The sequence below is a fragment of the Thermus altitudinis genome, assembly GCF_022760835.1.
GTDB lineage: Bacteria > Deinococcota > Deinococci > Deinococcales > Thermaceae > Thermus > Thermus altitudinis.
This window is the reverse complement of record NZ_JAKTNQ010000009.1, coordinates 1-13643: the sequence shown is the minus strand read 5'-3', so window position 1 is coordinate 13643 and position 13643 is coordinate 1. Positions and strand designations below refer to the sequence as shown.

The following is a 13643-nucleotide window of genomic DNA, read 5'->3' as shown; positions in this document are numbered from 1 at the left end:
CCCCATGGCAAGGCCCTGTTGCCAAATGTGGGCTCGTTTCCTTTATTACTTCACGCTCAGGGGTATGTTGGCCTGGGAGGTGCGGTATGGGGTATGCCCATCCTGAGGTACTGGTAAGCACGGAATGGGTTCAGGAGCGCCTGCAGGACCCACAGGTTCGGATCCTCGAGGTGGACGAGGACATCCTCCTCTACGACACCGGCCACATCCCCAACGCCCAGAAAGTGGACTGGCAGAGGGACTTCTGGGACCCCGTGGTGCGGGATTTCGTGGATGAAGAGGGGTTTGCTAACCTCATGGAAAGGCTTGGCATCTCCAACGACACCACGGTGATCCTCTACGGGGACAAGAACAACTGGTGGGCCGCCTATGCCTTCTGGTTCCTCAAGTACAACGGCCACCAGGACGTGCGCCTGATGAACGGGGGACGCCAGAAATGGGTGGAGGAGGGCCGCCCCCTCACCACCGAGGTGCCCACCTTCGCAAAAGGCCACTACCGCGTCCCCTATAGGGATGAGTCCATCCGCGCCTACCGGGACCAGGTGCTCAAGCATATCCTCAAGGTGAAGGAGGGCAAGGGCGCTTTGGTGGATGTGCGCAGCCCCGAGGAATACCGGGGAGAGCTCACCCACATGCCCGGTTATCCCCAGGAAGGGGCCCTACGGGCCGGCCACATCCCGGGTGCCAAAAACATCCCCTGGGCCAAGGCGGTAAACCCCGATGGCACCTTTAAGACCGTAGAGGAACTAGAGGCCCTGTACCAGCCCCTGGGGATCACCCCGGACAAGGACGTGGTGGTCTACTGCCGCATCGCCGAGCGCTCCAGCCACTCCTGGTTTGTCCTCAAGTACCTTCTGGGCTATCCGCACGTGAAGAACTACGATGGCTCCTGGACAGAGTGGGGCAACCTGGTGGGGGTGCCGGTGGCCAAAGGCGAGGAGTAGCCCCATCCTGCCCCTTGGCGCCCCAGGGTGGCCGGGCTCAATCCTCGGAAGCCTGCCCTAGGGCCTGGGCGGCAAGCCGACGCCCCGTGGGGGTGTCCGCCAAGCCCCCAAGGCCCGTTTCCTTTAGCTCCAAGGGCAGGAGACGGCCGATGCCCGCCATGGCCAGGATCACCTCATCGGGAGGGATCACGCTCCTGATGCCCGCAAGGGCCATGGAGGCAGCGCTCACCGCATGGACCGCATAAAACCCATTGCGCATCACACAGGGGACCTCCACAAACCCCCCCACGGGGTCGCAAACCAGGCCCAGGGTGTTCTGCAGGGCTAAAGCGGCCGCGTGGGCACAAGCCTCGGGGCTCCCTCCGAGGAGCTCGGTAACGGCGGCGGCCGCCATGGCGGCCGAGGAACCGATCTCCGCCTGGCACCCCCCGCTGGCCCCCGCGATGTAGATCTGGCGGTTGATGATCTTGGCCACGCCGGCGGCCAGGACCATGGGCATGAGAAGGGCTTCGTCGGGGATACCCAGGTGATCCGCCACCCCCAGAAGAGCCCCCGGCAGGGTCCCGGCGCTACCCGCTGTGGGTGCGGCCACAATCCGGCCCATGCGGGCGTTCTCCTCATTGACCGCCATGGCGTAGGCCTGGACCCGTTTCAAGAGGGGGTCCCGCAAGGGATCGGGGGCCTCCCACAAGGTCTTGGCGTTCCAACCCACCATCCCCGCCACGCTGGGGGCATCCGAGGCCAGACCCCTGCGGATGGAATCCCGCATGACGCCCAGGCGCTCCCGAAGCCCATCCAGGATAACCTCGGGGACTAAACCGGTTTCCTCCACCTCCTCACGAAGCACCGCCCCCGACGCCCGGCCAGAAAGGCTTGCCAGTTCGTTCAAGGTTAATGGCATAGCCTCAGTATAGGCTTTGGCCCCATCCGCCCAGGGGCGGGCCTATGCTAAGGGCAGGAATGGGGACTCCAGAACCTAGCCTCCGCGTCCTGATCGCCGATGACCACCCCCTCTTCCGCCTGGGGCTTAGGGCGGGCCTCGAGGGGGAAGGCCTTGTGGTGGTGGCCGAGGCCCAGGACGGACAAGAAGCCCTGGACAAGACCCTGGCCCTAAGGCCAGAAGCCGTGCTCCTGGACCTCAGGATGCCCGTATTGGACGGGTTAGAGTGCACCCGGAAACTACGCCACGCGGGATACCAAGGCCTTATCGCCCTTCTCACCACCTACCAGGAGCCCGCTTTGGTACGGGAGGCCTATCTGGCCGGGGCCGACGCCTACTTTTCCAAGGAGCTGTCCGCCCCCGAGCTGAAAAGGCGCCTCCTGCGCGTAGCCCGGGGGGAGGAACGCCTCACCCCCCCTGACCTCCCCGTCCTGACCCCCAGGGAGGAAGAGGTGCTGGGCCTTCTGGCCCACGGGCTTTCCGTGAAGGAGATAGCCAAGGCCTTAGGCCTTTCCCCGGATACGGTGAAAGACCACCTGGAAAGCCTCTATGGCAAGCTCCTGGCCCGGAACCGGGTGGAGGCCTTGGCCAGGGCCAGAGCCCTGGGGTTCCTGACCAAAGCCGGAGGGCGGGATTCCCCGCCCCCCAGCACGGGATAACGGCTACTCGGCGCTGGACTCCCCTTGGGCGGGTGCCTCGGCGGCCTCGGCGATGGCTGCCTCCTTGGCGGCCTTGGCCATCTCCTGGTCCTGGCCGATGCGCTTGCGGTCGGCGCGGAGCTTACGGCGGATCTCCCTCTCGGAAAGCTCACGGATGAAGTAAAGCTTGGCCCGCCGGGCCCGGCCCCGCTGGACGATCTCAATCCGCTCAATGAGGGGGGAGTTCAGGGGGAAGATGCGCTCCACCCCTACCCCGTAGCTCACCTTGCGCACGGTGAAGCTGGTGTTGTAGCCGTTCCGCTTGATCTTGATGACGATGCCCTCAAAGTTCTGCACCCGGGTGCGGTTGCCTTCCTTTACCCGGTAGGCCACCCGTACGGTGTCGCCAGGCCGGAACTCGGGCAGGTCGGTGCGGGTATACTTGGCCTCCACCACTTTAAGAAGAGCTCCTCGGTTCATCCCAATCCTCCTACCCCAGAGGAACCCTTAGGGGTTCATGGGCAACAGTCTCTAGTCTAGCCCTCCCGGTCCGCTTCTGCAAGCCACTGGGCCTCGAGGGGCCCAAGCCTCGCCTCCCTAAGAAGCTCGGGGCGCAGGGCCAGGGTTTTCCGCAAGGCCTCCCGCCGGCGCCAGCGCTCCACCTCCTGGTGGTTCCCGGAAAGGAGGACCTGGGGTACCTTTAGCCCGCGGAACTCCGGCGGACGGGTGTAGTGGGGGTAGTCCAAAAGCCCCCCTACAAAGGAGTCCTTGCGGTGGCTTTCCGGATCCCCGATCACCCCGGGAAGAAGCCGAGCCGTGGCCTCCAACACCGCCAAGGCCGCCACCTCCCCCCCCATGAGCACATAGTCCCCAATGGTTAAGGAACGGGTCACAAAGGCCTCCACCCGGGCGTCAAACCCCTCGTAACGCCCGGAAAGAAGGACCAGGTGCTCCTTCTCGGCCAGCTCCTCCGCCACCTTTTGCGTGAAGGGCTCCCCCGCCGGGGAGAGGAGGATCACCTCGTCCGCAGGGAGCACCGTCTCCAAAGCCGCCACCGCCACATCGGGACGGATCACCATCCCCGCCCCGCCGCCATAGGGGGTATCGTCCACGGTGCGGTGGCGGCCCAGGCCAAAGGCCCTTAGGTCCACCACCTCCACCCTGATGAGCCCCCGCTCCCTGGCCCTTTTGATCAGGGATTCCGAAAGCCAAGGAAGGATGAGCCCAGGGAAAAGGGTAAGGATGCTGTAGCGCATTCACTCAAAAAGCCCGGGGATGGGCTCCACATGGATCCCTTCCGCCTCCACCCGCACGTAAGGGGCCTGCAAGGGTACCAGGAACTCCCTTTGGTCGCGAAGCCTCTCCCCCACCCCGCGGATGATCAAGACGTCCTGGGCCCCAGCGTCCAGGATGTCCACCACCTCGCCCACCTGAACCCCCTCCACGAACACCGGCAGGCCCATGAGGGCAAAGTAGTAGTACTGCCCCGCCGCCAAAGGGGGAAGTTCCGAAACCTCGGCGTACACCCTGAGGCCCACCAAGGGCTCCGCCAGCTCCCGGCTTCGCACCCCCACCAGGTGGACCACCAGCTCATCCCCCACCTGGTAGAGGTCCTCCAGCGCCCGCCAGCCATGCCCTTCCACATAGACCCGCTCCAGGTGGGCCACCACGGGCTCACCCCGGAACTTAAGCCCTCCTTGAAGGGCATAGGGCGCCCCAAACCGGCCTATCTCCACCAGGCGCATACCCCTATTATGCCAAAATCCCCTTGCCTGCGCCCACGCTGAGGAAGAAGGGGTCTAGTCCTAGCGCACCTCCACCCCCACCTTGCGCTTGGCGTAGGCCCGCACCAGAGTGCGGATGGACTCAATCACCCGGCCCTGCTTGCCGATAAGCCGGCCCTTGTCCTCAGGGGCCACCTCCACCATGTACACCGGCCCCTCGCGGGTGCGCCTTTCCTGCACCCGGACCCGCTCCGGCTGGTCCACCACGCTCTTGGCCAGGTATTCCACCAGGTCCTTCATGCCCTAATCCTAATGGGAAAACGCCGGAGGGAAAACCCTGCCGGCGCCTGGCCTCCTCCTTCGCCCCCTTGGCCCCGAGCCCTGGCTATACCTGGGGCCCCAGCTGGGCGAAGGGCTAAGCGGGCTGGTCCTGTCGGAAAACCCCCGCCTGCCGGAGAAGCCTACGTGCGGTGTCCGTGGGTTGAGCACCCACGGAAAGCCAGTACCTGGCCCTCTCCACGTCCACCTTAAGCCACTCCGGGGTGGTCTTCCGGGGATCGTAGTAGCCTATCTTTTCAATGTACGCCCCGTCGCGCTTCTTGCGGCTATCGGCCACCACGATGCGGTAGTGGGGGTTATGCTTGGAGCCGAAACGAGAAAGACGGATCTTGACCATTCTCCCTTACCTCCTGAACATTCCCATGAGTCCCCGGCCCTTGTTCTTCTCCAGGGACTTCATTAGGGCCTTGGTCTCCTCAAAGGCCTTGATGAACCGGTTGATCTCCTGCACGCTGGTGCCGCTTCCCCTGGCGATGCGCTTGCGCCGGGAGGCGTTTAGGATGCGGGGGTCCTTCCGCTCCTCGGGGGTCATGGAAAGGACGATGGCCTCCAGGCGCCTAATGGACTTATCGTCCACCTGAACCCCTGCGGGCAAGGCCTTCCCCACCCCAGGGAGCATGGAGAGCACCTCCGAGAAGGAACCGAGGCGCTTGAGGTTTTGCATCTGTTTCAGGAAGTCCTCCAGGGTGAGCTCCTTGGCGGACTTAGGGGCTTCGGCCTCGAGCCCCGCCGCCCTCACCTTCTCCGCCAGGGTGGCCACGTCCCCCATGCCCAGGATACGGCTCGCCAGCCGGTCTGGATAGAAGGGCTCCAGACCCTCGGGGCGCTCGGAAACCCCGGCGAAGTAGATGGGCCTCCCCGTCACGTGCCGGGCGGAAAGGGCGGCCCCACCCCGGGCATCCCCGTCCAGCTTGGTGAGGATGAGGCCCGTGACCCCCACCTTCTGGTCAAAGGCCTGGGCCACCCCCAGGGCCTCTTGGCCGGTCATGGCGTCCAGGACCAGAAGCACCTCGTCGGGGCCCAAGACCTCCTTGAGGCGGGCCAGCTCCGCCATGAGGGGCTCGTCAATCTGCAGACGCCCGGCGGTGTCCACCAGGATCAGGTCGCGAACCTCCTGCCTGGCCTTTTCCTCCACCCGGCGGCGGATGGACTCGGGGCTTTCCCCGTCCTGAACCTCCAGGACGGGCACCCCGATCCTCTCCCCCAGGATGCGAAGCTGCTCCCGGGCCGCGGGGCGCTGGGTGTCGGCGGCCACCAGGAGGGGCCTGCGCCCCTTGCCCTTGTAGAAGAGGGCCAGCTTGGCGGCAGTGGTGGTCTTACCCGAGCCCTGCAAACCCACCAGGAACCAGAGGTTACGGTCCTTCAAGGTAGGGAAACGGGGCTCGCCGCCCAAGGCCTCCTTTAGGGCCTCGTAGACCGTGGCCAGGACCACCTCCGCGGGGGTAAGGCTCTCCAGGACCTTCTGGCCCAGGGCCTTTTCCCGCACGCTCTCCACGAAGGCCCTGGCCACCTCCAGGTTCACGTCCGCGTCCATCAGGGCCCGACGGATCTCCCTGAGGGTGGCCTTCAGGTCCTCCTCGCTGATGCGGCCCCGGCCCCTTAGGCGGTCTATGGCTTCCTGCAGTCTCCCCGCTAGCTTGGCAAACATGCGCCTCCCGGCCACCAGGCCGGGCCTTAGGATAGGGCACACCCCTTGAGCGTGTCAACCTCAATTTTTCCCACACTTCTAGCGAGGTCGGTTGACGGGGAAAGTCTGACCCCCTAGGCTAGAAAGGGTATGACAGGGGCTTTGCCCTCGAGTCCTAGGCCCTGAAGGCCGCCATGGGCGGCCTTCGGCGAGAAAGGAGGCCGCCTGTGGAAACGACCCTTTCCCCCCTTCGCCAAGCCCTGCGAGAAGGCGACACCCTTGCGCTTCAGAAAATCCTGGAGGAAATCCATCCCCAGGACCTCTTGAGCCTTTGGGATGAGCTGGAAGGGGAGCACCGCTACGTGGTCCTCACCCTCCTGCCCAAGGACCGGGCCGCGGAGGTCTTCTCCCACCTAGGTCCCGAGGAGCAAGCGGAGTACCTGAAAACCCTCCCCCCCTGGCGGGTGCAGGAACTCCTGGAGGAACTCTCCCTAGACGACCTGGCCGACGCCCTCCAGGCGGTGGAGGAGGAGGACCCCGAGCTCTTCCGCCGCCTAAAGGAAGCCCTGGACCCCGAGACCCGGGCCGAGGTGGAGGAACTCACCCAGTACGAGGAGGACGAGGCGGGCGGCCTCATGACCCCCGAGTACGTGGCGGTACGGGAGGGGATGACCGTGGAGGAGGTGATCCGCTTCCTGCGCCGGGCCGCCCCCGATGCGGAAACCATCTACTACATCTACGTGGTGGATGAGGCGGGCCGCCTTAAAGGGGTGCTCTCCTTGCGGGACCTGATCGTGGCCGACCCCCGGACCAAGGTGGCGGAGATCATGAACCCCAAGGTGGTCTTCGCCCGCACGGACACCGACCAGGAGGAGGTGGCCCGCCTCATGGCCGACTACGACTTCACCGTTTTGCCCGTGGTGGATGAGGAGGGGGTACTGGTGGGTATCGTCACGGTAGATGACGTCCTGGACGTGATTGAAGAGGAGGCCACCGAGGATATCCACCGCCTGGCCGCCGTGGACGTGCCGGATTTGGTCTACAGCCAGGCCTCCCCCATCGCCTTGTGGCTGGCCCGGGTGCGCTGGCTGGTGATCCTGATCCTGACCGGCATGGTCACCAGTTCCATCCTGCAAGGGTTTGAAAGCCTCCTCGAGGCGGCCACGGCCCTGGCCTTTTACGTACCCGTGCTCCTGGGCACGGGAGGCAACACCGGCAACCAATCCGCCACCCTCATCATCCGCGCCCTGGCCACCCGGGACCTGGACCTTAGGGACTGGCGGCGGGTCCTCCTCAAGGAAAGCCTGGTGGGAAGCCTTCTGGGCCTCACCCTGGCCACGCTGCTGTTGGGCAAGGTCTTTCTGGATGGCCACGCCCCCCTGGCCCCAGTGGTGGGCCTAGCCCTCTTCCTCCTGGTCCTGTTTGCCAACCTGGTAGGGGCCATGCTCCCGGTGGTGCTGAGGCGTCTTGGCGTAGACCCGGCCTTGGTATCCAATCCCCTGGTGGCCACCCTTTCGGATATCTCGGGCCTCCTCATCTACCTTACCGTGGCCCAGCTTCTCCTTAACCTGGGATGATGCGGCTTTCCATGGTGGTGGAGTGGAGCAAGGGAAGCCCCTTCCGCTATGCCTGGAAGGAAGGGAAGCTCCGCCTGGTGGCCGTGGACCAACCGGCGCCGGTAAACTACGGCCTCATCCCGGGCCTCATCAATCCCGCCGACGGGGAGGAAGTGGATGCCGTGTATCTGGGCCCACCCCTCCCCCCGGGAACCCGGGTGGAAGGAGAAGTGGTGGGGATGGTGTGGCTAGCGGATGGGGATCACAAGCTGGTCCTAGCGGACGCCACCCTCCCCAAGGACCAGGAGCTGGCGCCCCTTTTGGCCTGGTTCTCCCCTGAACGCCGGGCCCGCTTCCTAAGCCCCATAGAGGCCCAGGCCTTCCTCAAAAGCCTAGGCCTTTCCCTCTAGCACCACCCTGGAAAAGCCCTTCTGTAGACCCCATCTCGGGGACACAAAAGGTCCGAATCTAAAGGATGAGCATGGCATCCCCCAAGGAGTAAAACCGGTACCGCTCCGCCACCGCCAGCCGGTAGGCCTCCATGGTCCTCTCATAGCCCAAAAAGGCCGCCACCAGCAGGAGGAGGGTGGAGCGGGGCAGGTGGAAGTTGGTGAAAAGGGCGTCTATCACGCGGAAGGTGTAAGGAGGGCGGATGAAGAGCCGGGTTTCCCCCGCACCCGGCACCACCCCCACCCCTTCCCGATAGGCGCTTTCCAAGGCCCGCACCACGGTGGTGCCCACCGCCACCACCCGCCTCCCCTCCTTCTTGGCCCGGTTTACGGCCTCGGCGGTTTCCTGGGGGATTTCAAAGGGTTCGGAGTGCATCGGGTGGCTTTCCAGGTCCCCCTTGACCGGGCGGAAGGTACCAGGCCCCACATGAAGGGTTAGGAAACGAAGCTCCACCCCCATCTCCGATAAGCGGGCGAGGAGCTCAGGGGTAAAGTGCAGCCCCGCTGTGGGCGCCGCCACCGAGCCCGGGCGCTTGGCGTAAACGGTCTGGTAGCGCTCAGGGGGAATCCTGGCCTTGATGTAGGGGGGCAAGGGCACCTCCCCCACCTCTTCCAAATGGGCCAGGAGGTCCCCTTCAAAGCGAAGAAGCCGCACCCCACCCTCCTCCACCCCCACCACCTCCGCGTGCAGGCCGGGAACCTCCCGCAAATCCCGCGGCGAAAGAAAGCGCAGCCAAGTCCCAGGCTTGGCCTTCCTCCCAGGCCCCACCAAAGCCTCCCAAAGACCTAGGGACCTTTCCCGCACCAACAGCACCTCCACCTTTCCCCCTGTGGGCCTCTTAGCCAGGAGACGGGCCGGGATTACCCGGCTCTCGTTGAAGACCAGGACATCTCCCGAGCGCAGGTACTCGGGCAGGTCCCGCACCCGGCGGTGTTCTACCCTAAAAGGACCCTCCCGATACACCACCAGCATCCGGGCCAGGTCCCGGGGCTCCACCCCCTCTTGGGCGATGAGCTCCGGGGGAAGGAAGTAATCGTAAGCCTCCAGGCTCATCGCTCGGTGTTTTTGGGCTCCATGAAGGCGTTGGGAATCTCCGGGAGGTGCGTAAAGCGGTCCACGGCGTCTATGAGCCTCTGGGCCGTGGTCTCGCGAAAGGCGATCACCTCTACCCGGATGCCCCTTTCCATGAGGACCTCGAGGATCTCCACAAAATCCCCATCCCCGCTTCCCAGGACCACCACGTCCAGGTGGGGCATGAGCCGCACCATATCCGCAGCGATACCCATATCCCAGTTGCCCTCGTAGATGGGCTTCCCTCCCTCGCCCAGCTCCTTCACCGTAAGGTACATGCGCCTAACCCGGTAGCCGATGGTGGAAAGCTTGTAGATGAAGGGCCAGGCGGAGGTGTCCCCCTCCTTCTCCACCACGTAGGCGGTGGCCCGCACCAAGCGCCTCCCCCCCACGGCAAAACGCAGGAGGCTCTCAAAGTTCACGTTGCGCTCATAGTAGTCCCGGGCGGAGTGGTAGAGGTTTTGGGTGTCCACGAAGACGCCCACCCGCTGGTCAGGATGCTGGCCGAGTTCCATCGGCCTCCATCTTACCCCGCATTCCTGAGACCCGCCGCCACCCCTAGCAAGGAAAGCAAGAGGGCCTTCCTCAGGGCCTCGTCCTCCCGGCCTCCGGGGGCACGGTAGCGGCGGAGGAGCTCCACCTGCACGAAGTTGATGGGGTCCACGTAGGGGTTGCGTAGCCCGATCTGCCTTTCCAGGGTCCTTTGGTTGTGGAGGAGGGGGGCCTGGAAGATGCCTTCCAGAAGCGCCACCGTCTTGCGGTACTCCTGGGCGATGCCATGGAAAAGGGAATGAAGCTCCTCGGGCACCAGGCGCAGGTAAAGCCCCGCCACCCCGATATCCGCCTTGGCCAGGGCCATGGCGGCGCTCTCCAAGGTGGTGGCAAAAAAGGGCCATTCCTGGTACATCTGTCTGAGAAGATCCAGGGGAAGGCTTTCCAAGGCGCTAAGCCCATACCAGCCCGGCAGGAGAAGGCGCACCTGGGTCCAGGCCATCACCCAGGGGATGGCCCTCAGGTCCCGGATCTCCCGCACCCGGCCGTGCCGGTACACGGGGCGGCTGGCGATGGGAAGTTCCCCGATCTCCCGGATGGGGGTGAGGGCCTCAAAGAAGGGGAAGAAACCCTCCTGGGCCAGAAGGGCCCGGTACCGGCGCACGCTCTCCTCCCCCGCCTGCCAAAGGGCCTCCCGCCACTCGGGTTTGGGTTCCATCCCCTCCCCCAAGGCTGCCTGGGCGAAATGGTAGAGGAGCTGCTCCAGGTGGCGCACGGCCAGCTCAGGGTGGCTGTACCGGTCCGCCAAGGCTTCCCCTTGCTCCGTGAGACGGATGCGGTGCCCCACGCTCCTAGGGGGCAGGCTGGCGATGGCCCGGCCTGCGGGGCCCCCACCCCGGGCGGTGGAGGTACCCCGGCCGTGGAAGAAGTAAACCGGCAGGCCATAGCCTTCCCCCACCCTGGCCAAGGCCTCCTGGGCCTTGTAGAGGGCCAGGTTGGCGGCCAGGAAGCCCACATCCTTGTTGGAATCAGAGTACCCGATCATCACCTCTAGCCCACCCCGGCCCCGAGCGTGGGCAAGAAAGACGGGGTTGGAGAGAAGGCGGGCCAGCACCTCCGGGGCCCGGTGGAGGTCCTCTAGGGTTTCAAAAAGGGGCACCACGTCAAAGGGCAAGGAAGCGCCCGGGCGGTATAACCCCACCTCCCGCGCCAGGAGGAAGACCGCCAGGATGTCCGCAGGATGGTGGGTCATGGAGACCACATGCGCCCCCTTGTCCCGCCAGGCCCTAAGGGCCCCCAGGGCCACCCGCAGGGCCTCGCCCTTGGGCTCCTCCCCCACGGGCAAAAGGGGGCGGGCGCTTGCCAGCTCCCGGGTGAGAAGCGCCTCCTTCTCCTCCGGGGAAAGGGAGAGGAAGCCGGGATGGACACCCCCCACGAGGAGAAGCTCCTGGGCAGCCTCCAGAAGCTTTATGGACTCCTCCCTGAGGTCCAGGGGAGCCAGCTCCAGGCCGAAAGCCTGCAGGCGGGCCTCGAGGGGCCGGAAAAAGGAGAGGGCCACCTGCCCTAAGCCCACCGTCCCCAGGCCCTCCTCCGCCATCCGCAGGGCCTTTAAAAGCTCCTCGGTGCTGAGCTCTTCCCTTTCCAGCCGGGCATAAAGCCGGGCAAAGAAGCGGCGGTAGGGTTCGCCGGGAAAGCGCTCCACCCCTTCTCCCCCCTCCCGGATACCCCGGGGGACGGGCACCTTGGTTTCGGAGAGGGAGAGGTCCCGCACCAGCCCCTCCAGCTCCCCTAGAAACCGTTCCCGGGCCACCTGGCGGGCATACCGACCCGCGAAGGCGGTCACCTCTGGGGTGACGAAGGGGTTGCCATCCCGGTCGCCTCCGATCCAGCTCCTAAAGCGCAGCGGGCTCTTCAGGCGGGGCCGTTTGCCATACACCTGTTCCAGGGCCGCCTCGAGGCCCTCCACCACCCGCGGCACCGCTTGCCAAAGGGTGGTGGGCAGGTAGTACAGCCCCCCCTTGATCTCGTCCTCCACCGTGGGCCTGGCCTTGCGCACCTCCTCGGTGGCGTAAAGCAGGGCTACCCTGGCTGCCAAGCGGGAGCGGTCCTTGGCCTCCAGCTCTTCTTGAAGCTTTTCCAGATGGTATCTTAGGGTCCGCCGGCGGGTCTCGGTGGGATGGGCGGTGAAGGTGAGCCATAGCTCCAGGCGGTTGAGGTGGGCCTCCACCTCCTCCAGGGAAAGACCCCTTTCCTTCAGGGCCTGGGCCAAGGCCAGGAAGCCCTCGGGCCTAGGGTTCTCCGGGGTTTCCGCCTGGGCCCTGAGCCGGTTCACCCGCACCCGGTGCCTCTCCTCCGCCAGGTTCACCAGGTGGAAGTAGTGGGTGAAGGCCCGCACCAGGGCCTCCGCCTCCTCTAGGGAAAGCCCCTCCACCCGCTTTAGGAGGACGGCGCTCGCTCCCTCGTCTCCTTGCCGCCGGGCTTTGGAAAGCCGGCGCACCTCCTCCACCAAGGCAAAAAACCGCTCCCCCGAGATGGCCCGGATGGCCTCCCCCAGAAGGCGACCCAAAAGGTCCACCTCCGCCCGCAAGAGGTCAAAGGTGTCCTCCTTCCCCTGCGTCAAGGTTCCTCCCACACATAAGGGCCTATGGAAACCCCCTTGCCTCCTTCCAGAATCAGCTCCGTGGCATGGAAACGGGCCCTTCCCTGCGCAGCCCTAAAGGGCTGGGGCCTACCCGTGAGGAAGCGGGCCAGGAAGGTTTCCACCTCCCCACCGATGATGGACTCGTAGGTGCCGGTCATGCCCACATCGGTCTGGTACAGGGTACCCTTGGGCAGGCGCATGGCGTCCAGGGTGGGCACGTGGGTATGGGTGCCCAAGACCGCAGAAACCCGCCCGTCCAGGTAGTGGGCCAAGGCCATCTTCTCGCTGGTGGCCTCGGCGTGCACCTCCACCAGGATATAATCCGCCCTTTCCTGGGCCAAAAGGGCATCCAGGGTGCGGAAGGGATCGTCCAGGGGGTCCATGAAGATCCGGCCCATCACCTGCACAAAGAGGAGGCTCTCCTCCCCTGACCAAAGCCGCCACCAACCCCGCCCCGGGGTACCCGGAGGGTAGTTGAGGGCCCGGACCACCGGCTCCTTTTCCAAAAGGTCGTAGACCTCCTTGTGGTCCCAGGCATGGTTCCCCAAGGAAACCAGGTCCACCCCTGCCTCGCGTAGGATGCGGTAGGAACGACGGTCTAGGCCCTTGCCCTTGGCGGCGTTCTCCCCGTTGGCAATGACCAGATCGTACCGGTCCCGGATATCCGGCAGGTGCAGGCTCACCGCCCTGAGACCGGGCTCGGCCATCACGTCGCCGATGAAGAGGACCCGCATGGGGGCATTATACGCACCCGTCCGGGTCCTTTCAGGTTCAACCCACCTTGATGTACGCGTACCCTTTGGCCTGGAGTTCCCCTAAAGCCCCCACCCCAGAGGGCACCCACTTGAGGAACTCCTCCGGCAGAAGTTTGTCCTTGGGGATGTTGTTCCGGCTAAAGGTGATCTCGCAGAGGTAGTATTCCACCCTCAGCTGGGCCAGCTGCTTCACCCGGCGGAAAAGGGCCTCCCGGTCATACTGGGCCGAGGCCCACGGGGTACCCTCCAGATCCTTGAGGAAAAACTGAACCCCGGCCCCATGGGCCACCACAACGATTTTGACCTTGAAGGGGTCGTTGTCATAAACGGAAAGGTGGTTGCTGATGTTGGTCAACATCTGCCCAAAACGGTTAGGATCCCCAAAGTCCAGGTGGTGACGACTCCCCACTCTAAAGAGCGGGGCTTCGCGGTTCTAGGTTAGAGCACCTATCCCCGCAGGCTCCGT

16 protein-coding genes are annotated in these 13643 nt (G+C 65.1%); 4 read left to right on the top strand and 12 right to left on the bottom strand.

The genetic code is table 11. From position 1 onward, the window contains the following. Positions 1-86 precede the first annotated feature (86 nt). The gene (locus L0D16_RS04790) at positions 87-944 is read left to right on the top strand and encodes a sulfurtransferase (RefSeq protein ID WP_243030303.1); all 858 of its coding nucleotides are present in this window, start codon (positions 87-89) and stop codon (positions 942-944) included. 37 nt (positions 945-981) lie between these two features. Here the strand turns inward: L0D16_RS04790 and sdaAA are convergent, their stop codons facing one another. Next, positions 982-1845 (bottom strand): L-serine ammonia-lyase, iron-sulfur-dependent, subunit alpha, encoded by an 864-nt coding sequence (sdaAA, locus tag L0D16_RS04785; protein WP_243030302.1) that lies wholly within the window; start codon positions 1843-1845, stop codon positions 982-984. Between the two features lie 44 nt (positions 1846-1889). Here sdaAA and L0D16_RS04780 point away from each other — a divergent pair, with 44 nt between their 5' ends. Next, on the top strand, positions 1890-2543 hold the full coding sequence (locus L0D16_RS04780) for a response regulator (RefSeq protein ID WP_243030301.1): 654 nt from the start codon (positions 1890-1892) through the stop codon (positions 2541-2543). A gap of 3 nt (positions 2544-2546) precedes the next feature. Here the strand turns inward: L0D16_RS04780 and rplS are convergent, their stop codons facing one another. The 6 genes from rplS to ffh all read right to left on the bottom strand — a co-directional run bounded on the left by rplS (position 2547) and on the right by ffh (position 6233). Continuing rightward, positions 2547-3002, bottom strand: a complete 456-nt coding sequence (gene rplS, locus L0D16_RS04775; protein WP_243030300.1) for a 50S ribosomal protein L19 — start codon at positions 3000-3002, stop codon at positions 2547-2549. A 56-nt stretch (positions 3003-3058) separates the two neighbouring features. Next, positions 3059-3778: a tRNA (guanosine(37)-N1)-methyltransferase TrmD gene (trmD, locus tag L0D16_RS04770; protein WP_243026848.1), complete on the bottom strand. Its 720-nt coding sequence runs from the start codon at positions 3776-3778 to the stop codon at positions 3059-3061. Next, on the bottom strand, positions 3779-4267 hold the full coding sequence (gene rimM / locus L0D16_RS04765) for a ribosome maturation factor RimM (protein WP_243030299.1): 489 nt from the start codon (positions 4265-4267) through the stop codon (positions 3779-3781). It abuts the gene before it with no gap. Positions 4268-4327: 60 nt separating this feature from the next. Beyond that, positions 4328-4546: a KH domain-containing protein gene (locus L0D16_RS04760; protein WP_243030298.1), complete on the bottom strand. Its 219-nt coding sequence runs from the start codon at positions 4544-4546 to the stop codon at positions 4328-4330. Positions 4547-4661: 115 nt separating this feature from the next. Next, complete coding sequence (gene rpsP / locus L0D16_RS04755; protein ID WP_243030297.1) at positions 4662-4922, bottom strand: 30S ribosomal protein S16; 261 nt, start codon at positions 4920-4922, stop codon at positions 4662-4664. Between the two features lie 6 nt (positions 4923-4928). Continuing rightward, positions 4929-6233: a signal recognition particle protein gene (gene ffh, locus L0D16_RS04750; protein ID WP_243030296.1), complete on the bottom strand. Its 1305-nt coding sequence runs from the start codon at positions 6231-6233 to the stop codon at positions 4929-4931. Positions 6234-6439: 206 nt separating this feature from the next. Between ffh and mgtE the strand changes: the two genes are divergently transcribed. Next, positions 6440-7789: a magnesium transporter gene (mgtE, locus tag L0D16_RS04745; protein ID WP_243030295.1), complete on the top strand. Its 1350-nt coding sequence runs from the start codon at positions 6440-6442 to the stop codon at positions 7787-7789. Continuing rightward, the gene (locus tag L0D16_RS04740; RefSeq protein WP_341474613.1) at positions 7789-8178 is read left to right on the top strand and encodes an inorganic diphosphatase; all 390 of its coding nucleotides are present in this window, start codon (positions 7789-7791) and stop codon (positions 8176-8178) included. Before mgtE ends, L0D16_RS04740 begins: the two co-directional genes overlap by 1 nt. Before the next feature lie 58 nt (positions 8179-8236). On the opposite strand, the gene queA is transcribed toward L0D16_RS04740, so the two are convergent. From queA to L0D16_RS04715, 5 genes are read right to left on the bottom strand one after another with little or no spacing between them, the layout of a single operon-like run. Further along, positions 8237-9271 (bottom strand): tRNA preQ1(34) S-adenosylmethionine ribosyltransferase-isomerase QueA, encoded by a 1035-nt coding sequence (gene queA / locus L0D16_RS04735; RefSeq protein WP_243030293.1) that lies wholly within the window; start codon positions 9269-9271, stop codon positions 8237-8239. Next, positions 9268-9804, bottom strand: coding sequence for a LabA-like NYN domain-containing protein (locus L0D16_RS04730; RefSeq protein ID WP_243030292.1), 537 nt, complete (start codon positions 9802-9804; stop codon positions 9268-9270). The genes queA and L0D16_RS04730 overlap by 4 nt, the downstream gene beginning before the upstream one ends. A gap of 11 nt (positions 9805-9815) precedes the next feature. Beyond that, positions 9816-12401, bottom strand: a complete 2586-nt coding sequence (locus tag L0D16_RS04725; protein ID WP_243030291.1) for a phosphoenolpyruvate carboxylase — start codon at positions 12399-12401, stop codon at positions 9816-9818. Next, entirely contained in the window at positions 12398-13156 is a 759-nt protein-coding gene (locus L0D16_RS04720; protein WP_243030290.1) for a TIGR00282 family metallophosphoesterase, read from the bottom strand. The genes L0D16_RS04725 and L0D16_RS04720 overlap by 4 nt, the downstream gene beginning before the upstream one ends. 37 nt (positions 13157-13193) lie before the next feature. Then, positions 13194-13535: a DsrE family protein gene (locus L0D16_RS04715; protein WP_243030289.1), complete on the bottom strand. Its 342-nt coding sequence runs from the start codon at positions 13533-13535 to the stop codon at positions 13194-13196. Positions 13536-13643 lie beyond the last annotated feature (108 nt).

Bases quoted from the DNA above. Each gene is read 5' to 3' on its own strand.
- queA (WP_243030293.1), bottom strand. From the start codon at position 9,271: ATGAGCCTGGAGGCTTACGATTACTTCCTTCCCCCGGAGCTCATCGCC.
- L0D16_RS04720 (WP_243030290.1), bottom strand. From the start codon at position 13,156: ATGCGGGTCCTCTTCATCGGCGACGTGATGGCCGAGCCCGGTCTCAGG.
- trmD (WP_243026848.1), bottom strand. From the start codon at position 3,778: ATGCGCTACAGCATCCTTACCCTTTTCCCTGGGCTCATCCTTCCTTGG.
- rplS (WP_243030300.1), bottom strand. From the start codon at position 3,002: ATGAACCGAGGAGCTCTTCTTAAAGTGGTGGAGGCCAAGTATACCCGC.
- L0D16_RS04730 (WP_243030292.1), bottom strand. From the start codon at position 9,804: ATGGAACTCGGCCAGCATCCTGACCAGCGGGTGGGCGTCTTCGTGGAC.
- L0D16_RS04790 (WP_243030303.1), top strand. From the start codon at position 87: ATGGGGTATGCCCATCCTGAGGTACTGGTAAGCACGGAATGGGTTCAG.
- L0D16_RS04760 (WP_243030298.1), bottom strand. From the start codon at position 4,546: ATGAAGGACCTGGTGGAATACCTGGCCAAGAGCGTGGTGGACCAGCCG.
- L0D16_RS04780 (WP_243030301.1), top strand. From the start codon at position 1,890: ATGCTAAGGGCAGGAATGGGGACTCCAGAACCTAGCCTCCGCGTCCTG.
- sdaAA (WP_243030302.1), bottom strand. From the start codon at position 1,845: ATGCCATTAACCTTGAACGAACTGGCAAGCCTTTCTGGCCGGGCGTCG.
- rimM (WP_243030299.1), bottom strand. From the start codon at position 4,267: ATGCGCCTGGTGGAGATAGGCCGGTTTGGGGCGCCCTATGCCCTTCAA.
- L0D16_RS04715 (WP_243030289.1), bottom strand. From the start codon at position 13,535: ATGTTGACCAACATCAGCAACCACCTTTCCGTTTATGACAACGACCCC.
- ffh (WP_243030296.1), bottom strand. From the start codon at position 6,233: ATGTTTGCCAAGCTAGCGGGGAGACTGCAGGAAGCCATAGACCGCCTA.
- rpsP (WP_243030297.1), bottom strand. From the start codon at position 4,922: ATGGTCAAGATCCGTCTTTCTCGTTTCGGCTCCAAGCATAACCCCCAC.
- L0D16_RS04740 (WP_341474613.1), top strand. From the start codon at position 7,789: ATGCGGCTTTCCATGGTGGTGGAGTGGAGCAAGGGAAGCCCCTTCCGC.